General features: G+C 74.9%; 2 protein-coding genes. Both read left to right on the top strand.

Annotation, left to right across the window (positions count from 1 at the left end):
• Positions 1–71 precede the first annotated feature (71 nt).
• Positions 72–16,418: an SDR family NAD(P)-dependent oxidoreductase gene (locus OG625_RS08125; protein ID WP_443067875.1), complete on the top strand. Its 16,347-nt coding sequence runs from the start codon at positions 72–74 to the stop codon at positions 16,416–16,418.
• Positions 16,419–16,443: 25 nt separating this feature from the next.
• Complete coding sequence (locus tag OG625_RS08120) at positions 16,444–26,895, top strand: SDR family NAD(P)-dependent oxidoreductase (protein ID WP_329377775.1); 10,452 nt, start codon at positions 16,444–16,446, stop codon at positions 26,893–26,895.
• Positions 26,896–26,900: the final 5 nt, after the last annotated feature.

The following is a 26,900-nucleotide window of genomic DNA, read 5'->3' as shown; positions in this document are numbered from 1 at the left end:
CCGAACCGGTGACGGGGGCCGCGGGCCGCCCGGCTCCGGACGCCGCCGCCCCGGCCTTCGACGGCGAGCCCATCGCCGTCGTCGGCATCAGCGGGCGCTTCCCCGGCGGGATCCGCTCGGCCGAGGAGCTGTGGGACCTCGTCGACCGCGGCGGCAGCGCCGTCGGCCCCTTCCCCGACGACCGAGGCTGGGACCTCGACGCGCTGTTCGACGACGACCCCACCGTGCCCGGCACCTGCTACACGCGCACCGGCGGGTTCCTGCACGACGCGGCCGAGTTCGACGCCGAGTTCTTCGGGATCAGCCCGCGCGAGGCCCTCGCCATGGACCCGCAGCAGCGGCTGCTGCTGGAGACGGCCTGGGAGGCGCTGGAGCGCACCGGGATCGACCCGACCTCGCTGCGCGGCAGCCGTACCGGGGTGTTCATCGGCGCGGGCCCCTCCGAATACGGGCCGCGCGTGCAGGACGCCCCCGAGAGCCTCACCGGGTACCTCGTCACGGGCGGCGCCCTCAGCGTCACCTCGGGGCGCGTCGCGTACGCGCTGGGCCTGGAGGGGCCGGCGCTGACCGTCGACACCGCCTGCTCCGGATCGCTGGTCTCCCTGCACCTGGCCGTCCAGTCGCTGCGCCGCGGCGAGTGCTCCATGGCGCTGGCGGGCGGTGTCACCGTACTGAGCACCCCCGGCCTGTTCACGGAGTTCAGCCGGCAGCGCGGGCTCGCCCCCGACGGGCAGATCAAGGCCTTCGCGGCGGGCGCCGACGGCACCTCCTTCGCCGAGGGCGTCGGCCTGCTGGTGGTGGAGCGGCTGTCCGACGCGCGGCGCAACGGGCACGAGGTGCTCGCCGTCATCCGCGGCTCGGCCGTCAACCAGGACGGCGCGAGCAACGGCCTCACCGCCCCGAGCGGCACCGCCCAGCAGCGCGTCATCCTGCAGGCCCTCGCCGACGCGGGGCTCTCGGCGGGCGAGGTGGACGCGGTCGAGGCGCACGGCACCGGTACGACGCTGGGCGACCCGATCGAGGCGCGGGCGCTGATCGCCACGTACGGCAAGGACCGGCCCGAGGACCGGCCGCTGTGGCTGGGCTCGGTGAAGTCCAACCTCGGGCACACCCAGGCCGCGGCGGGTGTGGCCGGCCTGATGAAGATGATCATGGCGCTGCGGAACGGGGTGCTCCCGCGCACCCTGCACGTGGACGCCCCGAGCGGGAACGTCGACTGGTCGGCGGGCACCGTACGCCTGCTCACCGAGCCGGTCCCGTGGCCGCAGACGCAGGACCGCCCGCGCCGCGCGGGAGTCTCCGGCTTCGGCATCAGCGGCACGAACGCCCACGTGATCGTGGAGGAACCCCCTGCGGAGTCCCCTGCGGGGGGCTCGGCCGGGTCGTTCGCGGGGGCGGCCGGTTCCGGTGCGGGTGCCGTTCCCGCAGGCGGGGGCGTCTCCGCCGTGGCGCCTGCCGGGGAGGCCGCCGCGCCTGCCGGTGGGGACGCCGGGTCCCGTACCGGGGGCGACGCGTACCCGAGCGGGGACGCCGGTCCCGTCGGCGGGGAGGCCGCACTGCGTGGTGCGGGTGCCGCCCGCGTGGGCGAGGAGGGCTCCGCCGGGTCCCCTGCCGGGGGCTCGGGTGCGTCCATGGGTGGGGACGCCGGCTCCCGTGACGGGGGCGTCGACGCGTATCGAAGCGGGGACGCCGGTCCCGATGGGGGGGACTCCGCCGCGCCCGCGGGCGGGGGCGCGGCCGAATGCCTCGGCGGGGATGCCTCGTTGTTCGACGTCGGCGAAGGCGCCCCGTCCGGCGAGGATACCGCGCTGGTCGGCGGGGGCGCCGAACCGGCGCTCGTGGCCGTCGGGGCGCGGTCCGGGGAGGGGTTGCGGGCGCAGTCCGGGCGGCTCGTGGAGTTCCTGGGCGGGCGGCCCGAGATCGGGCCCCACGACCTCGGGTACGCCCTCGGCACCGGACGGGCCGCGCTGGAGCACCGTGCCGTCGTGGTCGCCGCCGACCGCGACGAGCTGCTGGCCGGGCTGACCGCCCTCGCCGCCGGCGAAGCCGGCCCCGGAACCCGGAGCGGAGCGCTGCCCGCGGGGCGGCTCGCGTTCCTGTTCACCGGGCAGGGCAGCCAGCGCCTCGCCATGGGCCGCCGGCTCCACGACGTCTACCCGGTCTTCGCGGACGCCCTCGCCGACGCCATCGGCTGGCTCGACCTGCAGCTCGACACCTCTTTGTGGGACGTGCTGTTCGCCGAGCCGGGCTCCGAGGACGCCGCCCGCCTCGACGAGACCCGCTACGCGCAGACCGCGCTGTTCGCCGTCGAGGTCGCGCTCTTCCGGCTCGTGGAGTCCTGGGGCGTCCGCCCCGACTTCCTCGCCGGGCACTCCATCGGCGAGATCGCGGCCGCGCACGTCGCCGGCGTACTGAACCTGGAGGACGCCGCCACCCTCGTCGCCGCCCGCGGCAGGCTGATGCAGGAACTGCCCCCGGGCGGAGCCATGATCGCCGTCCAGGCCACCGAGGAAGAGGTGCTTCCGTTCCTCGGGGAGCAGGTGGCGATCGCCGCCGTCAACGGACCCGACTCCCTCGTGCTCTCCGGCGCGGACGGCGCCGTGCGCGAGCTCGCCGAGCGCTTCGCCGCACAGGGCCGCAAGACCAAGCGGCTCCAGGTCAGCCACGCCTTCCACTCGCCGCTCATGGAGCCGATGCTGGAGGAGTTCCGGCGGATCGCCTCCATCCTCACCTACTCCGCGCCCCGCATCCCCCTCGTCTCCACCGTCACCGGCCGGCTCGCGACCTCCGGGGAACTGCGCTCGCCCGACTACTGGACCGGCCACGTCCGCGAGGCCGTCCGCTTCTCCGACGCCCTGGACTGGCTGCTCACGCAGGGCGGCGTCCGCACCTTCCTGGAACTCGGCCCCGACGGCGTACTCAGCGCCCTCGGCCAGAACTGCCTGCCCGAGGAGCGCGAGGCCGACACCGTCTTCGCCCCTCTGCTGCGCGCCGGCAAGGACGAGGCCCGCGAGGCGCTCGGCGCCGCCGGACTCGCCCACGCCCGCGGCGCGCACCTCGACTGGCGGGCCGTGTACGCCGGCCGTCCCACCCGCCGCGTCGAAGGCCTGCCCACCTACGCCTTCCGCACCCGCCGCTACTGGCTCACCTCCGAGCGGTCCGCCGGCGACCCCTCCGGGCTCGGCCAACTCGCCGCCCAGCACCCCCTTCTGGGCTCGGTCGTCGACCTGGCGGGCGGCGCCGGCGCCACCGTGCTCACCGGCCGGCTCTCGCTGCGCACCCACCCGTGGATCGCCGACCACACCATCGCCGGGGTCACCCTGCTCCCGGGCACCGCCTTCGTCGAACTCGCCCTGCGGGCCGGGGCCGAGACGGGCTGCGCGCTCGTCGAGGAGCTCACCCTCCAGTCCCCGCTGGTGCTGCCCGCGTCGGGCGGAGTCGCCCTCCAGGTCGTCGTCGCGCCCGCCGACGCCTCCGGCCGCCGCACCGTCGAGTGCTACTCGCGGCCCGACGCCCCGGACGCCACGGAGAACGAGGACGGCGCCGAGGACGGCTGGGTACGGCACGCCACCGGCGTCCTGGCCCCCGCCGCCCCCGAAGCGGACACCTCCGCCCTCGCCGGGCAGTGGCCGCCGGCCGGAGCCGTCCCGCTCGACGTCAGCACCCTGTACGCGGACATGGCCGACGAGGGCTACGGCTACGGCACCGCCTTCCACGGCGTCCGCGCCGCCTGGCTCCGGGACGGCGAGGTCTTCGCCGAGGTCGAACCCCCGCAGCCGACGCGCGCCGACGCCGCGGCCTACGGACTGCACCCGGCCCTGCTCGACGCCGCCCTGCACCCCGCCGACCACGCCCTCTCCGCCGCCGGCAATCGGCCCGAGGGGACCTGGATCCCCTTCTCGTGGAACGGGGTCGCGCTGTACGCGGCCGGGGCCTCCGCCGTCCGCGTACGGATCACCGCGCGCGGCCGCGAGGAACTGGAGGTGACCGTCGCCGACGCGGCCGGTGCCCCCGTGGCCCGCGTCGAGTCCCTGCTGCTGCGCGCCGTCACCGCGGACCAGCTCGCCGGGGACCGCTCCGACCCGCTGCTCGCCGTACGGTGGAACCCGCTCGAACTGCCCGCACAGGCGGTCGAGTTCGCCGAGCTCGGGGAGATCGCGGACGGGGCCGTGCCGCCCGTCGTCGTGTACCGGACCCTCCCGACCCCGGCGGGCGAGGACGTGCCCGGCGCCGTCCGCGCCGTCACCGCCGACGCGCTGGCCGCCGTACGGGCCTGGCTGGCCGACGAGCGCCACGCGGAGTCCCGCCTCGCCGTCGTCACCCGCGCCGGGGCCGCCGTACCCGGCACCGACGTCGACCTCGCGCAGGCGCCCGTATGGGGCCTCGTCCGGTCCGCCGAGGCCGAGAACCCGGGCCGCTTCACGCTCGTCGACACCGACACCGACACCGACACCGACACCGACACCGACGAGGCCGGACCGGCCCTCCTCGGCCGCGCCCTCGCCGCCACCTCGGAGCCCGAACTCGCCCTGCGCGGCGCCGAGTCGTACGTGCCGAGACTGGCCGCAGTACCGGCCCCCGATGAGGAACGCCCCGCGCCCTGGGGCGAGTCCGGCACCGTACTGATCACCGGCGGCACCGGCGGCGTGGGCGCCGAACTCGCCCGCCACCTCGTCCGCGAGCACGGCGTACGGCACCTGCTGCTCACCAGCCGGCGCGGACCGGACGCACCAGGAGCACGCGAACTCCTCGCGGACCTCGCCGACTTGGGGGCCGAGGCCACCGTCACCGCCACCGATGTCGCCGACCGGGACGCCCTGGCCGCACTGCTCGCGGCCGTCCCCGCCGCGCACCCGCTGACGGCCGTGGTCCACGCGGCCGGCGTCATCGACGACGGGCTCGTCGGCTCCCTCACGCCCGAGCGCCTGGACACCGTCCTGCGGCCCAAGGTGGACGCCGCCTGGAACCTGCACGAGCTGACGGCCGGCCTCGACCTCACGGCCTTCGTGCTCTTCTCCTCCGCCTCGACCGTCCTCGACGGCGCCGGCCAGGGCAACTACGCCGCCGCCAACCTCTTCCTCGACGCCCTCGCCGCCCGCCGCGCGGCCGCCGGCCAGGTCGTCACCTCGCTCGCCTGGGGCCTGTGGGCCGGCGGCGGCGGGATGGGCGCGAGCCTCGACGCGGCCGCCCTCACCCGCATCGAGCGGCTCGGCCTGGACTCGCTGTCCTTCGCGGAGAACCTCGCCCAGCTGGACAAGGCCCTGACCGGCGACGAACCGGCCGTGGTCCCCGTACGCGTCAACGCGCGCGCCGTACGGGCCCGTACGGACGGCACCCCCACCCTGCTGCGGGCCCTCGTCCGCACCCCCGTACGCCGCTCCGCCGCCGGGACGGGGACCGCGGCCGGCAGCGCCACCGCGGCCGGCGGACCGGCGCCGCTCGCGGCCCGCCTCGCGGAACTCGGCGCGGCCGACCGCCTGGCCACCGTCCTGCGGCTGGTCCGCACCGAGGCCGCGGCCGTGCTCGGCTACCAGAGCGCCGAGGAGGTCACCGCGACCCGGGCGTTCACCGAGACGGGCTTCGACTCCCTCGCCGCCGTGGAACTGCGCAACCGGCTCGCCACCGCGACCGGCCTGCGCCTGAGCGTGACCCTGACCTTCGACTACCCCACGGCGACGGCCCTGGCCGAACACCTGGTGACCAAGCTCGTCGGCTCGGCCGCACCCGCGGCCGCCCCGGCGGCCACGACCCGTACGCAGGCCGCGGACGCCACCGCCGACCCGATCGTCATCGTCGGCATGGCCTGCCGCTACCCGGGCGGGGTCGGCTCGCCGGAGGAGCTGTGGCAGCTCGTCGCGGAAGGCTCCGACGCCATCGGCCCCTTCCCCACCGACCGCGGCTGGGACGGCGACCTCTACGACCCGGAGATCGGCAAGCCGGGCAAGACCTACTCCACCGAGGGCGCCTTCCTCTACGACGCCGCTCGGTTCGACCCGGCGTTCTTCGGCATCAGCCCGCGCGAGGCCCAGGCCATGGACCCGCAGCAGCGACTGCTGCTGGAGGTCGCCTGGGAGACCTTCGAGCGCGCCGGGATCGACCCCCGGTCCGTGAAGGGCAGTTCGACCGGGGTCTTCGCCGGCGTGATGTACCACGACTGGGGACTGCGCCTCGGCCCGCTCCCCGAGGACGTGGCCGGCTACCACGGCAACGGCAGCCTCGCCAGCGTGGTCTCCGGCCGGGTGTCCTACGTGCTGGGCCTCGAAGGCCCCGCCGTCAGCGTCGACACCGCCTGCTCCTCCTCTCTCGTCGCCCTGCACATGGCTGCCCGCTCCCTGCGGGCGGGGGAGTGCTCGCTGGCCCTCGCCGGCGGCGTCACGATCATGTCCACCCCCGACACCTTCCTCGACATGGCCCGCCAGCGCGGCCTCGCCTCCGACGGCCGCTGCAAGTCCTTCGGTGCGGGCGCGGACGGCACCGGCTGGGGCGAGGGCGCGGGCGTCCTGCTGCTGGAGCGGCTGTCGGACGCACGCCGCAACGGGCACCGGGTGCTGGCGGTGGTGCGGGGCTCCGCCCTCAACCAGGACGGTGCCAGCAACGGCCTGACCGCCCCGAACGGTCCCGCGCAGCAGCGGGTCATCCGCCAGGCCCTCGCCGACGCGGGCCTCACGGCCGCCGAGGTCGACGTGGTCGAGGCGCACGGTACGGGGACCCGGCTGGGCGACCCGATCGAAGCACAGGCCCTCCTGGAGACCTACGGGCAGGAGCGCCCCGAGGGCCGGCCGCTGTGGCTGGGCTCCATCAAGTCCAACATGGGCCACACGCAGGCCGCCGCCGGCGTCGCGGGCATCATCAAGATGGTCCAGGCGATGCACCACGGCGTGCTCCCGCGGACCCTGTACGCGGACACCCCCTCCGACCAGGTGGACTGGTCGGCGGGAGAGGTGGAACTGCTCACCGAGGCACGCGAGTGGCAGACGCCCGGCGGGGTGCGGCGGGCCGGTGTTTCCTCCTTCGGGATCAGCGGCACCAACGCCCACGTGATCATCGAGCAGGCGCGGCCCGAGCACACCGAGGAGACCGCGGCTGCGACGGCGCTTCCCGCCCTCCCTGCCCTCCCCTGGACGGTCTCCGGCGCCACCCCCGAGGCCCTGCGCGCCCAGGCCGACCGGCTGCGCGCGCGGCTCGCGGAGCTGGCCGACGGGGAACTGGCCCCCGCCGCCCTCACCTTGGCCACCGGCAGGGCGGCCCTGGAACACCGGGCCGTCGCCCTCGGCGCCGACCGGGCCGAGCTCGACCGCGCCCTGGAGAAGCTCGCGGACGCCACGACCGCGCAGGACGCCAAGACCGCCTTCCTGTTCACCGGCCAGGGCGCCCAACGCCTCGGCATGGGCCGCGGGTTGTACGAGGCCTACCCGGTGTTCGCGGCCGCCTTCGACGCTGCCTGCGCGGAGATCGACCCGCACCTCGGGCAGTCGCTGCGCGCGGTGACGTGGGGCGAGGACGCGGAAGCGCTGAACGCGACCGCGCTCGCCCAGCCCGCCCTGTTCGCCTTCGAGGTGGCCCTGTTCCGGCTGGTCGAGGCCTGGGGGCTTACCCCCGACCTGGTCGTCGGACACTCCATCGGCGAACTGGCCGCCGCCCACGTCGCGGGAGTGCTCTCCCTGGCCGACGCGGCCCGACTGGTCGTCGCCCGCGGCAGGCTGATGCAGGCGCTGCCGGCCGGCGGCGCGATGGTGGCCGTACAGGCGACAGAGGAGGAGGTCCTGCCCCTGCTCACCGACGGGGTGGGCATCGCGGCGGTCAACGGCCCCCGGTCGGTGGTGGTGTCCGGTGCCGAGGCCGCCGTCCTGGCCGTCGGCGAGCACTTCGCCGCAGCCGACCGCAAGACCAGCCGGCTCGCCGTCTCGCACGCCTTCCACTCGGCCCTGATGGAGCCGATGCTCGACGAATACCGGGCGATCGTCGGCGAGTTGACCTTCGCCGAACCGCGCCTCGCCGTGGTCTCCACCGTCACCGGAGAGCTGTCCACGCAGTGGCGGTCCCCGGAGTACTGGGTCGGCCAGGTCCGCGAGCCCGTCCGGTTCGCCGACGCGGTACGCCGCACCGAGGAGCTCGGCGCCCGCACCTTCCTGGAGATCGGCCCCGACGCGGTACTGACCGCGCTCGGAGTCGGATCCGCCGCCGACGAGGACACCGCCTTCGTCCCGCTGCTGCGCCGCGACCGCGACGAGGCCCGCGAGGCCCTGTCCGGCATCGGCGCGGCCTGGGCGCGCGGAGCCGGCGTCGACTGGCCCGCCGTCCTCGGGGCCCAGGGCCGGACCGGCCCGCTCGTCGACCTGCCCACGTACGCCTTCCAGCGCAAGCGGTACTGGCTCGACGTACCCGCCAAGGCCGGGGACGTCGGCTCGGCCGGACTGGACCCCGTCGACCACCCCGTCCTCAGCGCGGCCGTCCTGTCGCCCGACTCCGGATCCGTGGTCCTCACGGGCCGGCTCTCCGCCGGCGGCCAGCCCTGGGTCGCCGACCACGCCGTGCACGGCGCCGTGCTCCTGCCCGGCACCGGCTTCGTCGAGCTCGCCGTACGCCTCGGCGACCAGGTCGGCTGCGACCTCCTGGAGGAACTGACCCTGGAGGCGCCGCTCGTCCTGCCCGCCACCGGCGGCGCGGCCCTGCGCGTCGCCGCCGGAGCCCCCGACGCCTCGGGCCGCCGCCCCCTGCACATCCACTCCCGCCTCGACGGAGCCCCCGAGGACTCCTGGACCCGCCACGCCACCGGCTTCCTCGCCACCGGCGCACCCCCGCACGTCGACGCCGACCTCACGCAGTGGCCCCCGCGCGGCGCCACCCCCGTGGACGTCGACGGGGCCTACGAGCGGCTGCGCGCACGCGGCTACGGCTACGGCCCCGCCTTCCAGGGCCTGACGGCGGCCTGGCGGCGCGGCGACGAACTGTTCGCCGAGGTCGCCCTGCCCGACTCCGTACGCGCCGAAGCCGCCGACTACGGGCTGCACCCGGCGCTGCTCGACACCGCCATGCACGTGGACGTCCTCGTCGACCAGGGCGAGGGCGGCACCGAAGCCCTGCTGCCCTTCGCCTGGAGCGGGGTGTCCCTGCACGCGACCGGAGCCGCCGCACTGCGCGTGTACGTACGCCGCATCCGCGGCGCGGAGGAGTCGGCGATGGTCGTCGCCGACGAGACCGGCAGCCCCGTGATGACCGTGTCCTCGCTGATCTGCCGCCCCGTCTCCGCCGAGCAGCTGGAGCCGGCCGACGGCACCCTCTCCGACGCCCTGCACCACGTCGAGTGGACCCCGCTCCCGGAGCCGGCCGAACCCCTGCCGTCCTCCACCGTCGTCCTCGACGAGTACGGACTGGCCATCCTCGGCGACCCGTCGGCCGTCGTCCTGGCCTGCTGCCCCACCCCGGTGGGCCGGCCCGTGCTCGAAGCGACGCGCACCATCACCTCGTACGTGCTCGGGCTGCTGCAGTCCTGGCTGACGGACGAGCGGTTCGAGTTCACCACCCTGGTGGTCGTCACCCGCAGGGCCGTCGCGACCGGCGGGGACACCGCCCCCGACCTGACGCAGGCCCCCGTGTGGGGCATCGTCCGCGCCGCCCAGGCCGAGAACCCGGGCCGGATCGTCCTCCTCGACACCGACCCGGACGTCGACACGTCGGAGTTCCCGGCCATCGCGGCCGCGGCCCTGGCCCAGGGAGAGCCCGAACTCGCCCTGCGCGACGGCCGGTTCCTCATCCCAAGACTGGTGCGGACCTCCGTACCCGAGGCCGACACCCCCTGGAACGGCGACGACACCGTCCTGATCACCGGCGGCACCGGCGGCCTCGGCGCCCGCATCGCCCACCACCTCGTCGAACGGCACGGCGTACGCCACCTGCTGCTCACCAGCCGCCGCGGCCCGGACGCCCCCGGCGCCGCCGAACTCCACGACCGGCTCCGCGCGGCCGGGGCCCTGGACGTCCGGATCGCCGCCTGTGACGCAGCCGACCGGACCGCGCTGGAAGGGGTCCTCGCCGGCATTGCGGACGAGCACCCGCTGCGCGGCATCGTCCACGCGGCGGGAGTGGTCGACCCCGGCCTGATCGGCACGCTGACCCCCGAACGCCTCGACACCGTCCTCAAGCCCAAGGCGGACGCCGCCTGGCACCTGCACGAACTCACCAGCGAACTCGACCTGTCCGCGTTCGTGATGTTCTCCTCCGCCGGCGGGCTCGTCCTGCCCGCCGGACAGGGCAACTACGCGGCCGCCAACGTGTTCCTCGACGCCCTCGCCGCCCACCGGCACGCCGCCGGCCTGCCCGCGACCTCCCTCGCGTACGGGCTGTGGGCCGTCAACACCGGGCTCGGCGGCGAACTCACCGACGCCGACGTCGAGAAGATGAACCGGCTCGGCCTCCCCGCCCTGCCCGCCGCCCGCGGCATCGAACTCTTCGACGAAGCCCTGCGCACCCGCCACGCCCTGCTCGCCCCCCTCCTCGTCGACCCTGCCGCCCTCCAGGCCCGCGGCGCCGACATCCCGCCGCTACTGCGCGCGGCCGCCGCCACCGCCCGGCCCACGACCCGGCGCGCCGCCGCCAACGCCGCACCCGGCGGCGACCCGCTCGCCCGCAGACTCGCCTCCCTCACCGCCGCCGAACGCCGCCGGGCCCTCCTCGACCTCGTCGCGGGCCAGGTCGCCGCCGTCCTCGGCCACGAGTCCGCCGACACCATCGGCGCCGAGCGCGCCTTCAAGGAACTCGGCTTCGACTCCCTCGCCGCGGTGGAGCTGCGCAACGCCCTCAACTCCGCCACCGGACTGCGACTCCCCGTCACCCTCGTCTTCGACTACCCGACCACCCGCGCCGTCGCCGACTACCTCGACACCGAACTCGGCGGCACCGACACCGAATCCGCCGGCACACAGGCCGAAGCGGCCCCCGTGGTGCTCTCGGACGACGAACCCATCGCGATCGTCGGCATCAGCTGCCGCTTCCCCGGCGGGGTCCGCTCCGCCGAGGACCTGTGGGAACTCGTCGCCGAAGGCCGCGACGCCATAGCCGACTTCCCCGCCGACCGCGGCTGGGACACCGACGCCATCTACGACCCCGAGCCGGGCCTGCACGGCAAGACGTACGCCCGCGAAGGCGGATTCCTCTACGACGCCGCCGAGTTCGACCCGGCCTTCTTCGGCATCAGCCCCCGCGAGGCCATCGCCATGGACCCGCAGCAGCGGCTCCTGCTGCAAGCCGCCTGGGAGGCCTTCGAACGGGCCGGCATCGACCCGACCGCCATGCGCGGCAGCCAGACCGGCGTCTACGCCGGCGTGATGTACCACGACTACGGCTCCCGCCTCCAGCACATCCCCGACGACGTCGCCGGCTACCTCGGCAACGGCACCGCGGCCTCCATCCTCACGGGCCGCGTCGCCTACACCCTCGGCCTCGAAGGCCCCGCCGTCAGCGTCGACACCGCCTGCTCCTCCTCCCTGGTCGCCCTCCACATGGCCTGCCAGGCCCTGCGGCGCGGCGAGGTCGCCATGGCCCTCGCGGGCGGCGTCACCGTCATGTCGACCCCCGAGATCTACGTGGAGTTCGCCCAACAGCGCGGCCTCTCCGCCGACGGCCGCTGCAAGGCCTTCGCGGGCGGCGCGGACGGCACCGGCTGGGCGGAAGGCGTCGGCCTGCTCCTCATCGAGCGGCTCTCCGACGCACAGCGCCTCGGCCACGAGGTCCTCGCCGTGATCCGCGGCTCCGCCATCAACCAGGACGGCGCCAGCAACGGACTCACCGCCCCCAACGGCCCCTCGCAGCAACGGGTCATCCAGCGCGCGCTCGCCGTGAGCGGCCTCACCACGGCCGACGTGGACCTCGTCGAGGGCCACGGCACGGGCACCCGGCTCGGCGACCCCATCGAGGCGCAGGCCCTCCTCGCGACCTACGGGCAGGGACGGCCCGCGGACGACCCGGTGTGGCTCGGCTCCATCAAGTCCAACATCGGCCACGCCCAGGCGGCGGCCGGCGTCAGCGGCGTCATCAAGTCCGTCATGGCGCTGCGCAACGACCTGATGCCCAAGACCCTGCACGTGGACGAGGCCTCGCCCGAGGTCGACTGGGAGGCCGGAAACGTCCGGCTGCTCACCGAGGCCAGGCCCTGGCCGCGGCGAACGGACCGGCCGCGCCGCGCCACCGTCTCCTCCTTCGGTCTCAGCGGCACCAACGCCCACCTGATCGTCGAAGAGGCCCCGCAAGAGGCTCGTGCGGCGGCGGAAACGGGGCACCGACCCGCGGCCGGCTTCCCGCTGCCCCTGGTGCTGTCCGGCTCCGACGCGGACGCCCCGGCCCGCCAGGCCCTGGCCCTGCGCACCCGCCTGCTCGACGAACCGGAACTGGACCTCCGCGACGTCGCGTACACCCTGGCCACCAGCCGGGCGGCTCTGGAACACCGCGGGGTGGTCCTGGCCGTGGACGCGGACGACGCACTGAGCGCCCTCGAAGCCTTCGCCGAGGGCGAGGGCGAAGGCGACGGCGACGGCGACGGCGTACGAGGATCCGCGCGGGCGGCCGGAAGGACGGCGTTCCTGTTCACCGGGCAGGGCGCGCAGCGCCTCGGAATGGGACGCGAACTGTACGACTCCTTCCCGGTGTTCGCGGAGGCCTTCGACGCGGTGTGCGCGGAGGTGGACGGGCACCTCGGGCGGTCGTTGCGCGAGGTGGTCTGGGGCGAGGACGCGGAGGCGCTGAACGCGACCGCGGTCACCCAGCCCGCGCTGTTCGCGGTCGAGGTGGCGCTGTACCGCCTCGTGGAGTCATGGGGTGTCAGGCCCGACGTGGTGGCCGGGCACTCGATCGGTGAGCTGGCTGCCGCCCATGTGGCGGGGGTGATGTCCCTGGCGGATGCGGCCCGGCTGGTCGTGGCGCGCGGTCGGCTGATGCAGGCGCTGCCGGCGGGTGGCGCGATGCTCGCCGTACAGGCCACCGAAGAGGAAGTCCTGCCGCTGCTCACCGATGAGGTCGGTATTGCCGCTGTCAACGGCCCTCGTTCGGTGGTGGTTTCGGGTACCGAAGCCGCCGTCCTGGCGGTCGGCGAGCAGTTCGCGGCTGCCGGGCGGAAGACCAGCCGGCTCGCGGTCTCGCATGCCTTCCACTCGGCGCTGATGGACCCGATGCTCGACGAATTCCGGGCCATCGCAGCCCAGTTGACCTTCAACGAGCCGCGCATCCCCGCCGTCTCCACCGTCACCGGCCGGGCCGCCACTGACTGGCAGTCCCCGGACTACTGGGTCGGTCAGGTCCGGGAGGCGGTCCGCTTCGCCGACGCCGTCGAGGCCCTCGCACAGCAGGGCGTCACCCGCTTCCTGGAGATCGGCCCCGACGGCATCCTCACCGGCCTCGCCGCCCAGATCCTGGACGACGCCGCCGTACTGGCCGCGACCGTGCGCAAGAACCGCTCCGAGGCCGAGACCCTGGTCACCGCCCTCGCCCGGCTGCACACCACCGGCGTCACCGTCGACTGGGAAGCCTTCCACGCCGCCACCGGCGCCCGCCGCGTCGACCTCCCCACCTACGCGTTCCTGCGCACCCGCTATTGGCTCGACGCCCCCGCCGCCGTCGGTGACGCCGCCGGCCTCGGGCAGCTGCCCGCCGGGCACCCGCTGCTCAGCGCCGTGGTCGTCTCCCCGGAGACCGGAGCCCCCGTCCTCACCGGCCGGATCTCCGTCGCCACGCACCCCTGGCTCGCCGATCACGCCGTCCACGGCAGTGTCCTGCTGCCCGGCACCGCCTACGTGGAGATGGCGCTCCGCGCCGGCCACGAGGCGGGCTGCGCCAGGCTGGAGGAGCTGACCCAGGAAACCCCGCTGCTGCTGCCGGCCAGGGCCGGGGTCGCCGTACAGGTCGTCGTGGGCGAGGCGGACGGGTCCGGGCGGCGTGACGTTACCCTGTACTCGCGGGCCGAGGACCAGGCCGCCGACGCCCCGTGGACGCGCAACGCCCGTGGTGTCCTCGCCGCCGAGCCGGCTCCCGTCGTCCCGGACCTGGAGGCCTGGCCCCCGGCCGGCGCCCGCCCGGTCGACGTGAGCGGCATGTACGAGGACCTCGCGGGCCTCGGCTACGGGTACGGCCCGGTCTTCCAGGGCCTGGCGGCGGCCTGGCGGCGCGGCGACGAGCTCTTCGCCGAGATCAACCTGCCCGACCACGCCCGCACCGACGCCGCCGCGTTCGCCCTGCACCCCGCCCTGCTCGATGCCGCCCTGCACGCGGAGCGGATCTTCGACGCGGACCACGAGGGCCCCGTACGGGCCGCCCTCCCGTTCGTCTGGAACGGCGTCACCCTGCACGCCACCGGCTCCGCCGCCCTGCGCGTACGGCTGACCAAGCCGGGCCCCGACTCCGTCGCCCTGCGGATCACCGCACCGACGGGCGAGCCGGTGGCCACGGTCGAGTCGCTGGTGGTGCGCGAGGTGTCCGCCGAGCAGCTGGCGGGCGACGGCGCCGGCGACGGCCGGGGCGCCGCCCTGTTCCGCATCGACTGGCAGAGCCGGCAGCCGTCCGCCGAGCCGGTCCCGGCGGACGACCTGGTCGTCGTCGGGGCCGCCCTGGCAGGCTTCCGGTCGGTCCCCTCGCTCGCCGAACTCACCTCGGAGCCTCGGGTCCCGGGCACGGTCGTGCTGACCGCACCCGACATCTCCGACGTCTTCGGTACCACCGGCGGTGTGCCCGAGCAGGTCCGCACCTCGGTGGGACGACTGCTCGACACGCTCGCCCAGTGGATCGCCGACGAGCGGTTCGCCGACTCGCGCCTGGTCCTCGTCACGCGCGGCGCCGTGGATACGGGAGATGGCGAAGGCGCGGACGGCGTGGACTGCGTACAGGCCCCGCTGTGGGGCGTGATGCGCGCCGCCCAGGCCGAGAACCCGGGCCGCTTCACCGTCGTCGACCTCGACGCGGACCCCGCATCGGTGGCGGCCCTGCCCGCAGCCGTGGCCTCGGCCGAGACGGAGATCGCCCTCCGCCGGGGCGAGGTCCTGGTGCCCCGATACGTCGCCACGAGCGGTGGCGCGGACTCCCCGGCGTGGGACCCGGACGGCACCGTCCTGATCACCGGCGGCACCGGACTGCTGGGCTCGGTACTCGCCAGGCACCTGGTCGCCGAGCAGGGCGTACGCCACCTCGTGCTCACCAGCCGCAGGGGTGCGGAGGCCCCGGGCGCGGCCGAACTGGACGCAGAACTCCGGGAGTTCGGCGCGGAGACGGTGCGCATCGTCGCCGTCGACGCGGCCGACCGGTACGCGCTCGCCGCGCTCCTCGACGAGATCCCCGCCGAACACCCGCTGACCGGGGTCGTGCACGCCGCCGGCGTGATGGACAACGCGCTGGTCGGCGCCGTCACCAAGGAGCAGGTCGGCAAGGTGCTGCGGCCCAAGGTGGACGCCGCCTGGCACCTCCACGAACTGACCAGGGACCTGAACCTGTCGGCGTTCGTGCTGTACTCCTCGGCCGGCGGCCAGATCCTCTCCGCCGGGCAGGCCACCTACGCGGCGGCCAACGTCTTCCTCGACGCCCTGGCCGCCGACCGCCGCGCCGCCGGACTCGCCGCGACCTCCCTGGCCTGGGGCCTGTGGGAGGGCACGGTCGGCGAGGGACCCGAACTCACCGACGCCGACCTGCGCCGGATGAGCCGCTCCGGGGTGCTGGAGCTGTCCTTCGCCGACGGGCTCGCGCTGTTCGACGTGGCGCTGGGCCTGGACGAAGCCCTGCTGGCACCCGTCCGGCTCGACCGCGCCGCCCTGCGCGAGCGGGCCGACGAGATCCCGGCCCTGCTGCGGGCCCTGACCGGCCCGCCCGCCCGCAAGGGGCCCAAGCCCGCCGCGGTCCCGGCCGCGGGCTCGGGCGACACCGGCGGCTCCCTGGTGCGGGCCAAGCTCGCGGGGCTGCCGGCCGGACCGGAACAGTCCCGCTACCTGGAGGAGCTCGTACGGGGCCACGCGGCCGCCGTACTCGGCCACGGCGACACGGCCGGCGTGGCGGCCGACCGGGGCTTCACCGAGCTCGGCCTGGACTCCCTCGGCGCCATCGAACTGCGCAACCGGCTCCAGAAGGCGACCGGGCTGCGGCTGCCCGCCACCCTGATGTTCGACTACCCCAACTCGGCGGCCCTGGCCGGGTTCCTGCTGGAGGAACTGGCGCCCGAGCCGGCTGCCGCCGAGACCGGCGCACCCCTCGACGAGGAGGGCATCAAGCGGGCCCTGCTGTCGATCCCCGCCGCACGCCTGCGCGAAGCCGGACTCCTCGACGCACTGCTCGGCCTGGCGTCGCGGACGGCTCCCGCCGAGGCCGCCGAAGCAGAACAGGGCCCCGCCATCGAAGAGATGGACGTGGACGACCTCGTACGAGCCGCCATGGCCGGCGGCGAACTCAGCTGACCCCGACCTGGATGATGAGGATGACGTGAGCAGCACATCGGTGGAACAGGTCGTAGCAGCACTGCGCAAATCGCTCACCGACAACGAGCGGCTGCGCGAGGAGAACGCACGGCTCACCGCGGCGGGCAACGACCCGATCGCGATCGTGGCCATGGCCTGCCGTTACCCCGGAGGGGCCGGCACGCCGGAGGAGCTGTGGCGGCTGGTGGCCGAGGGCACCGACGCGGTGTCCGGCTTCCCGGCCGACCGGGGCTGGGACCCGGGCGTGTACGACCCGGAGCCGGGCACGCCCGGCAAGTCCTACGCCCGCGACGGCGCGTTCCTCTACGACGCGGCCGAATTCGACCCGGCGTTCTTCGGGATCAGCCCGCGCGAGGCGCTGGCCATGGACCCGCAGCAGCGGCTGCTGCTGGAGATCTCCTGGGAGGCGATCGAGCGGGCCGGAGTCGACCCGACCACCCTCAAGGGCAGCCGCACCGGCGTGTACGCCGGGGTGATGTACCACGACTACGCCGACGGCAGCGCGGGCAGCTTCGTCTCCGGCCGCACCGCCTACACGCTCGGGCTGGAGGGCCCGGCGGTCACCGTCGACACGGCCTGCTCCTCCTCGCTGGTCGCCCTCCATATGGCGGCCCAGGCCCTGCGGTCCGGGGAATGCTCACTCGCGCTGGCCGGCGGTGTGACGGTCATGTCCACCCCCGACATGCTCGTGTACTTCAGCGAGCAGCGCGGCCTCGCCCCGGACGGCCGCTGCAAGCCCTTCGCCGCCGCCGCCGACGGCACCGGCTGGGGCGAGGGCGCGGGCGTCCTGCTGCTGGAGCGGCTCTCCGACGCACGGCGCAACGGCCACCCGGTGCTGGCACTCGTCAGCGGGTCGGCGGTCAACCAGGACGGCGCGTCGAGCGCGATGACCGTACCCAACGGTCCCGCGCAGCAGCGGGTCATCCGCCAGGCCCTCGCCGACGCGGGTCTCAGCGCGGCCGAAGTGGATGCGGTGGAGGCGCACGGTACGGGGACCCGGCTCGGCGACCCGATCGAGGCGCAGGCGCTGCTGGCCACGTACGGGAAGAAGCGCCCGGCGGGGCAGCCGCTGTGGCTGGGCTCGGTGAAGTCGAACTTCGGGCACACCCAGGCCGCCGCCGGCGTCGCGGGCATCATCAAGATGGTCATGGCCATGCGGGCCGGAGTCCTGCCGCGGACCCTCCACGTGGACGCCCCGTCGGACCAGGTGGACTGGTCGGTGGGGAACGTGGAACTCCTCACCGAGGCCCGGCCGTGGCAGGCCGAGGGCCGGCCGAGGCGGGCGGGGATCTCCTCCTTCGGGCTCAGCGGCACGAACGCGCACGTGATCGTGGAGCAGGCCCCGGAGCAGGCGGGGCAGGAGGCGGCGGAGCAGGCCACGGGCGGTGAGCCGGCCGCCGGCGCCGGACTGCCCGTCGCGCCGTGGGCGGTGTCGGCGAAGACCGCGCAGGCCCTGGCCGGGCAGGCGGAGCGGCTGCTGGGCGTGGCCCGCGAGCACGGGCCCGAGGACATCGGGTACTCCCTGGCGACGTCGAGGTCCCTGTTCGAGCACCGCGCGGTGGTGGTCGGCGACCGGGCGGGCGCGCTCGCCGCTCTGGAGGCGCTCGCCGTGGGGGAGGACCACCCCGGGGTGGTCGTCGGCCAGGCGCAGGCCGGTGGGCGGACGGCGTTCCTGTTCACGGGGCAGGGTGCGCAGCGGCTGGGGATGGGGCGGGAGTTGTACGCCGCGTTCCCGGTGTTCGCGGAGGCCTTCGACGCGGTGTGTGCGGAGGTCGACGCACTCCTTGGGCGGTCGTTGCGCGAGGTGGTGTGGGGTGAGGACGCGGAGGCGCTGAACGCCACGGCGATCACGCAGCCGGCGCTCTTCGCCTTCGAAGTCGCCCTGTACCGGCTGGTCGAGGCGTGGGGTGTCAGGCCCGATGTGCTGGCCGGGCACTCGATCGGTGAGCTGGCTGCCGCCCATGTGGCGGGGGTGCTGTCCCTGGCGGACGCGGCCCGGCTGGTGGTGGCTCGCGGTCGGCTGATGCAGGCGCTTCCGGCGGGTGGCGCGATGCTCGCCGTACAGGCCACCGAGGAAGAGGTCCTGCCGCTGCTCGCCGATGGGGTGGGCATCGCGGCGGTCAACGGGCCGCGGTCAGTGGTGGTTTCGGGTGTCGAAGCCGCAGCCCTGGCCGTCGGCGAGCACTTCGCCTCCACCGGGCGGAAGACGAGCCGGCTGGCCGTCTCGCACGCTTTCCACTCGGCGCTGATGGACCCAATGCTCGACGAATTCAGGGCCATAGCAGCCCAGTTGACGTTCAACGAGCCGACCGTCCCGGTGGTGTCGACCGTCACCGGCACGGTCTCCACGGACTGGCAGTCGCCGGAGTACTGGGTCGGCCAGGTCCGCGAGGCGGTCCGCTTCGCCGACGCCGTCGAGGCCCTCGCACAGCAGGGCGTCACCCGCTTCCTGGAGATCGGCCCCGACGGGATCCTCACCGGTCTCGCCTCGCAGATCCTGGACGAGGCCCTCCTCGTCGCGGCCGTCCGCAAGAACCGCCCCGAGGCGGAGACCCTTGTCACCGCCCTCGCCCACCTGCACGTTTCCGGCGTACGCGTCGACTGGCAGGCCTTCTACGCCGCCGCAGGCGCCCGCCGCGTCGACCTCCCCACGTACTCCTTCCAGCGCACCCGCTTCTGGATCGACGCGGTGAAGCCGGGGAGCGCCGGCCACGCCCACCCCCTGCTCGGCTCGGTCGTGACGCTCGCCGACTCGGGCGGCGCCGTACTCACCGGACGGCTCGCCGTCGCCGCGCAGCCCTGGCTCGCCGACCACGTGGTGCGGGACGCGATCCTCTTCCCCGGTGCGGGGTTCGTGGAGCTGGCGATCTGCGCGGGCGACCACGTCGGCTGTGACGTTCTGGAAGAGCTGGCCCTCCACGCGCCCCTCGTACTCCCCGAGGACGGCGCCGCCGCCGTGCAGGTCGTCGTCGGAGCCGCCGACGACTCGGGCCGGCGCAGCGTCGGGGTGTACGCGAGGGACGAGAGCCTCGCCGGGCCCGACTGGACCTTGCACGCGGAAGGCGTGCTGGCCGAGGCCGCGGACGCGCCCGCCTTCGACCTGACCGCCTGGCCCCCGCCGGGCGCGGTCGCCCTCCCCCTCGACGGGGCGTACGAGGCGCTGCGCGAGCAAGGCCTCGCGTACGGGCCGGCCTTCCAGGGGCTGACGGCCGCCTGGCGGCTCGACGGCGCCCTCTACGCCGAGGTCGCACTGGAGCAGGACGTGCGGCCGGAGGCGTACGGGCTGCACCCGGCGCTGCTCGACGCCTCGATGCACGCCGCACTGGTGGACGGCGGCGAGGGCCACGACGGCGGCACGGTGCTGCCGTTCGTGTGGAAGGACGTACGGCTGTTCGCGGCCGGCACCTCGGCCGCGCGCGTACGGATCTCCCGGCCGACCCCGCAGAGCCTCGCCCTGGACATCGCGGACGCCTCCGGCGCCCCGGTCGCGGCGGTCGGCGGTGTCGTCGGCCGGGCGCTGGAAGCGTCCGGGACCGGAGGCGCGGCCGCGGACCCGCTCTACCGGGTCGCCTGGCAGCCCGCCGACCACTCCGCCGCGCCGGGGGAGTGGCTGCGCTGGGAGGACGTACCCGCCGAAGGCCCCGTGGACGGCACGGTGGTCCTGGAGTGCGCACCGGCAGACGAGGACAGGGGGAAGGACGAGGTCGAGGACGTGCCGTCCGCCGTCCACGCCGTGGCCGAACGGGTCCTGGGCGTCCTGCACCAGTGGCTCGCCGACCAGCGGTTCGCCGCCGCCTCCCTCGTCGTCGTCACGCGCGGCGCCGTCTGCGTGGGCGACGGCGAGCCGGTCGACGTACGGCAGGCCCCGGTGTGGGGTCTGGTACGCGCGGCGCAGGCGGAGAACCCCGGCCGTTTCGTACTCCTCGACACGGACGGAACCGCGGACTCCGGCCCCGTACGGGCCGGTGACGAACCGGAGGCGGCGATCCGGGAGGGCCGGACGCTGGTCCCCCGGCTGGTCCGGGTCACCGCCACCGCTCCCGCCGGGCCCGAGACGGTGTGGGATCCGGCCGGGACGGTGCTGATCACGGGTGGCACGGGTGGGCTGGGCGCGCTCGTGGCCCGCCACCTGGTCGCCGAACACGGCGTACGCCACCTGCTGCTCGCGGGCCGACGCGGAGCGGAGGCCCCCGGCGCCGAAGAACTCCGCTCGGAACTGGCGGAGTCGGGTGCGGCGGTCGCCTTCGCCGCGTGCGACGTGGCCGACCGTGACGCGGTGGCCGCACTTCTGGCCGGGGTGGATCCGGCGCACCCGCTGCGCGGAATCGTCCACGCGGCGGGCGTACTCGACGACGCGATGATCACCTCGCTCACGGCCGAGCGCCTGCGCGGCGTCCTCGCACCCAAGGCGGACGCCGCCTGGCACCTGCACGAGCTGACCCGGGACCTCGGCCCCGGCCCCGGCCTCACCGCCTTCGTCCTCTTCTCCTCCGTCGCCGGAACCCTCGGCTCGACGGGCCAGGCCAACTACGCCGCCGCGAACGCCTTCCTCGACGCCCTCGCCGCCCACCGCCACGCCGAAGGCCTCCCGGCCGCCTCCCTGGCCTTCGGCCTCTGGGACACCCCGGGCGGCATGGGCACCCGGCTCGGCACGGCCGAACTGGAGCGGATGCGGCAGGCCGGCACCCCCGCCGTACCCGCAGACCGGGGCCTCGCACTCTTCGACGCCGCACTGCGCTCGGGGGAGGCGGCCACGGTCCCCGTACGCCTGGACCTCGGGGTGCTCCGCGCACACGCCGACGAGACCCCCGCCCTGCTGCGGGGCCTCGTACGGGCCCCCGGCCGCCGCCCGGCCCGTACCGGATCCCCGGCCCTGCGCACCCGACTCGCCGGCCTGATCGGCGCCGACCGGGCCGGCGCCGTCCTCGACCTGGTCCGTACGAAGATCGCGGCGGTCCTCGGGCACGCCTCGGGCGAAGCCATCGAACCCCGGCGCGCCTTCGACGAGTTGGGCTTCGACTCGCTCACCGCCGTCGAACTCCGCAACCGGCTCGACGCGGAGACCGGACTGCGGCTCCCGGCCACGCTGATCTTCGACTACCCGACGGCCGAGGCCGTCGCCGCGTACGTCCAGGAGCTCCTCGACGGGACCCCGGACGCCGCACCCGATACGGCATCGGCCGCCGCCGCCTCCGCCGCACAGGCGGGCGGCGAGGACCCCATCGTGATCGTGGGCATGGCCTGCCGCTACCCGGGAGGCGTGACCAGCCCCGACGGACTGTGGCAGTTGGTCGCCGACGGGGTCGACGCGATCGCCCCGCTACCCGACGACCGGGGCTGGGACCCGGGCGTGTACGACCCGGAGCCGGGCACGCCCGGCAAGTCCTACGCCCGCGACGGCGGATTCCTCTACGACGCGGCCGAGTTCGACCCGGCGTTCTTCGGGATCTCCCCCCGCGAGGCGCTCATCATGGACCCGCAGCAGCGGCTGCTGCTGGAGATCTCCTGGGAGGCGATCGAGCGGGCGGGAGTCGACCCGGCGGCACTCAAGGGCAGCCGTACCGGCGTGTACGCCGGGGTGATGTACCACGACTACGCGGGCGGCACGGCAGGCAGCCTGGTCTCCGGCCGGGTCGCGTACACGCTGGGCCTGGAGGGCCCGGCGGTCACGGTGGACACGGCCTGCTCCTCCTCGCTGGTCGCCCTGCACATGGCGGCGCAGGCCCTGCGGTCGGGGGAGTGCTCCCTGGCCCTGGCGGGTGGCGTGACCGTCATGTCCACCCCCGACATGCTGGTGTACTTCAGCGAGCAGCGCGGACTGTCCCCGGACGGCCGCTGCAAGTCCTTCGGCGCGGGCGCGGACGGCACCGGCTGGGGCGAGGGCGCGGGGGTCCTGCTGCTGGAGCGGCTGTCGGACGCCCGCCGCAACGGGCACCGGGTGCTGGCGGTGGTGCGGGGCTCGGCGCTCAACCAGGACGGTGCGAGCAACGGCCTGACCGCCCCGAACGGTCCCGCGCAGCAGCGGGTCATCCGCCAGGCCCTCGCCGACGCGGGCCTCACGGCCGCCGAGGTGGATGCGGTGGAGGCGCACGGTACGGGGACCCGGCTCGGCGACCCGATCGAGGCGCAGGCGCTACTGGCCACGTACGGCCAGGGCAGGGCCGAGGGACAGCCGCCGCTGTGGCTGGGCTCGGTGAAGTCGAACTTCGGGCACACCCAGGCCGCCGCCGGCGTCGCGGGCATCATCAAGATGGTCATGGCGATGCGGCACGGCGTCCTGCCGCCCTCCCTGCACGCGGAGGAACGCTCGGACCAGATCGACTGGTCGGCGGGCGACGTGGAACTGCTCACGAAGTCCCGGGACTGGGACCCCACCGAAGGCCGGCCGAGGCGGGCGGGGATCTCCTCGTTCGGGCTGAGCGGCACGAACGCGCACGTGATCGTGGAACAGGCCCCGGAGGAGCCTGTGCGCGAGATGGTCACCGAACTGCCCGTAATTCCATGGCTGTTGTCGGCGAAGACCGGCGAGGCGCTGGCCGATCAGGCCGAGCGGCTGCTGGCCGTGGCCGCGGACCACAGCTCCGAGGACATCGGTTACGGCCTGGCCGTGGCGCGCGGTGTCATGGAGCACCGGGCGGTGGTGGTGGGAGACCGGGAGACCGGACTCGCCGCACTGGCCGGGGGAGAGTCGCACCCGGGCGTGGTGCGGGGCGTCGCGGGCAAGGGGTCGACGGCGTTCCTGTTCACGGGGCAGGGCGCGCAGCGGTTGGGGATGGGGCGCGAGCTGTACGAGGCCTTCCCCGCGTTCGCGGAGGCGTTCGACGCGGTGTGTGCCGAGGTCGACCCGCACCTCGGGCGGTCGTTGCGCGAGGTGGTGTGGGGTGAGGACGCGGAGGCGCTGAACGCGACCGCGGTCACGCAGCCCGCGCTGTTCGCGGTCGAGGTGGCGCTGTACCGGCTGGTGGAGGCGTGGGGTGTCAGGCCCGACGTGGTGGCCGGGCATTCGATCGGTGAGCTGGCTGCCGCGCATGTGGCGGGGGTGCTGTCCCTGGCGGATGCGGCCCGGCTGGTGGTGGCTCGTGGTCGGCTGATGCAGGCGCTGCCGGCGGGTGGCGCGATGCTCGCCGTACAGGCCACCGAGGAAGAGGTCCTGCCGCTGCTCGCCGATGGGGTGGGCATCGCGGCGATCAACGGGCCCGATTCCGTGGTGGTGTCCGGTGTCGAGGCCGCGGTTCTGGCGGTCGGCGAGCACTTTGCGGCCGTCGGCCGTAAGACCAGCCGGCTTGCCGTCTCGCACGCCTTCCACTCGGCGCTCATGGATCCGATGCTCGACGAATTCCGGTCTGTCGCACGGCAGTTGTCGTACGCCGAGCCGAAGGTGGGATTCGTCTCGACGGTGACGGGGCGCCCGGGTGCGGACTGGCAGTCGCCGGAGTACTGGGTGGGTCAGGTCCGTGAGGCGGTCCGCTTCGCCGACGCCGTCGAGGCCCTCGCACAGCAGGGCGTCACGCGGTTCCTGGAGATCGGCCCGGACGGGGTGCTCACGGGCCTCGCCGCGCGGACTCTGGACGACGCCGTTCTCGCTGCGACGGTCCGTAAGAACCGCCCCGAGGCGGAGACCCTGGTCACCGCCCTCGCCCAGCTCCACGTCTCGGGTGCGCACGTCGACTGGCAGGCCTTCCACGCCGCCACCGGCGCCCGGCTCGTCGAACTGCCCACGTATCCCTTCCAGCGCTCCCGCTACTGGATGACGGCACCCGCCGCCGCCGGTGGCACCGCCGACTCCGGACAGATCGCCCTCGACCACCCCCTGCTCCGCGCGGCCGTCGTTCTCCCCGACGACGGGGGCGCGGTCCTCACCGGACGTCTGACCGCCGGCACGCACGGCTGGATCACCGACCACGACGTCCTCGGCAGCGTCCTGCTGCCGGGCACCGGATTCGTCGAGCTGGCCATCCGGGCGGGGGAACGGCTCGGCTGCGGGCTGCTGGAGGAGCTCACCCTGCAGGCTCCGCTGGTCCTCCCCGCGAGAGGCGGGATCGCCGTCCAGGTCGTGGTCGGGGCGGCGGACGACACGGGGCGCCGGAGCGTGGCCGTCCACTCGCGCGCCGACGACGAGCCGGACCTCCCGTGGACCCGCCACGCCGAAGGCGTGCTGGCCCCGACGGCGGAAGCGGTTGCGGCGGAGGGGCTGACGGACTGGCCGCCCGCCGGGGCCGAGGAGCTGGTCGTCACCGGGGCCTACCCCGACCTCGCGGCGGCCGGCTATCACTACGGGCCGGTGTTCCAGGGCCTCACCGCGGCCTGGCGACTCGGCGACGCCCTCTACGCCGAGGTGCGCCTGCCGGAACAGGCCCACGAGGACGCCGCCCGCTTCGGGCTGCACCCCGCCCTGCTGGACGCGGCGATGCACGTCGGACTGCTCGACATCCCGGGCCGTGAAGGCGGCGGGCAGACCCTGCTGCCCTTCGCCTGGAACGGGGTGGCGTTGCACGCGTCCGGGGCCAAGGCGCTGCGCGTGCGGATCACCCCGGTCGCCCAGCAGGACGGGCTCTCGCTGACCGCCGCCGACGAACACGGCCGCCCCGTGCTGTCGGTGGAGTCCCTCCTCTCCCGGCCTGTGTCGGCCGAACAGCTCGGCGCGGGAGCGGGCGACGCCCTGCTCCGGGTCGGCTGGCAGCCCGTGCCCGTGAGCGGACAGGCCGCCGCCGACGTACCCGACCACGTCGTCTTCGACTGCGTCGGTGTGCCGACCAGCGGTGACGTACTCGCCGATGTGCGGACGACGGTGCGGTCGGCATTGGAGGCGGTGCAGGACTGGCTGTCCGTGGAGCGGCCCGAGGGTGCGGTGCTGGTGGTGGTCACGCGGGGTGCGGTGGCTGTGGTGGAGGGTGAGCCGGTGGATGTGCGGCAGGCTCCGGTGTGGGGTCTGGTGCGTGCTGCGCAGGCGGAGAACCCGGGCCGCTTCGTGCTGGTCGACACCGACGGCTCGGTGGCCTTGAGGCAGCTCCTCGCCCTGGGTGAGCCGGAGTTGGCGGTGCGTGAGGGTCAGGTGTCGGTGCCGAGGCTGGTCCGGGTGTCCGTCGGTGACGGTGCGGGGCCGCTGTGGGACGAGGTCGGGACGGTGCTGATCACGGGTGGTACGGGTGGTCTGGGTGCGCTCGTGGCCCGTCACCTGGTGACCGAGCACGGGGTACGGAACCTGTTGCTGCTGGGGCGCCGGGGCACGGATGCTCCCGGTGTTCCGGAGCTGCTCGCCGATCTGAACGGCCTGGGTGCTTCGGTCACGGTCTCCGCGTGTGATGTGGCGGACCGGGAGGCGCTGGCCGCCGTCCTCGCCGATGTGGATCCGGCGCGTCCCCTGTCGGGTGTGGTCCATGTGGCGGGTGTCGCTGATAACGGTGTGATCGGTGCGTTGACGGCTGAGCGGATGGATGTGGTGTTGCGTCCGAAGGTGGATGCGGCCTGGCATCTGCACGAGCTGACGCGTCACCTCGACTTGTCGGCGTTCGTGATGTTCTCCTCGGCGGGTGGTCTGGTGCTGGCGGCCGGGCAGGGCAATTACGCGGCGGCGAATGTGTTCCTCGATGCCCTCGCCGCCCACCGGCACGCGGAAGGCCTGCCGGCCACCTCGATGGCCTTCGGCCTCTGGGCCGTCACCACCGGTATGGCGGCCCACCTCACCGACGCCGACCTGGAGCGCATGCGCCGCGCGGGCACGCCCGCCCTCTCCGAGGCGGAAGCACTGGCCCTGTTCGACTCCGCGCTCGCCTCGGGCCTCGCGGCCACCGTGCCGCTACGGGTGGACGCGGGCGCGCTGCGGACCCGTAGCGACGAACTGCCCGCCTTGCTAAGGGCGATGGTCCCGGGGGCGGCACGCAAGCAGGTCGCCGCAGGGGGACCGAAGGGTGCCTCGCTGGCCGAGCGGATCGCCGGGCGGGACGAGGAGGAGCGGACCCGGATCATCCTGGATGTCGTACGCGGCCACGCGGCCGCCGTACTCGGCCACGCCTCCGGCGATGCCATCGAACCCGACCGCGCTTTCGGGGAGTTGGGCTTCGACTCGCTCGGCTCCGTGGAACTGCGCAACCAGCTCACGGCAGCCAGCGGAGTGCGGCTGCCCGCCACGCTGATCTTCGACTACCCGAGCGCGGCGGAGGTCGCCGCCTACATCGCGGCCCGGCTCGTCCCCGCCACCCCCGTATCCGGCGTGGAAGCCGACCTCAAGAAGCTGGAGGCCCTGCTCACGACCGACGCCCCGCCGGTCGGCCCCGAGCGCGCACGACTGGCCGAGCGGCTGCGGGAGTTGGCCGGCCGGCTCGACGGACCACAGATCCACGACCAGGGGTATGGCATGCCGGAGATCCCGGATCCCGGCCAGGACCTCGACGAGGTCACCGCGGACGAGCTGTTCGACATCCTCGACAACGAGCTCGGCTCCTCCGCGACCCCCTGACGCGC

Source organism: Streptomyces sp. NBC_01351 (assembly GCF_036237315.1).
Lineage (GTDB): Bacteria > Actinomycetota > Actinomycetes > Streptomycetales > Streptomycetaceae > Streptomyces.
The sequence above is the reverse complement of the archived record's forward strand: the minus strand, read 5'-3'. Positions and strand labels throughout refer to the sequence as shown.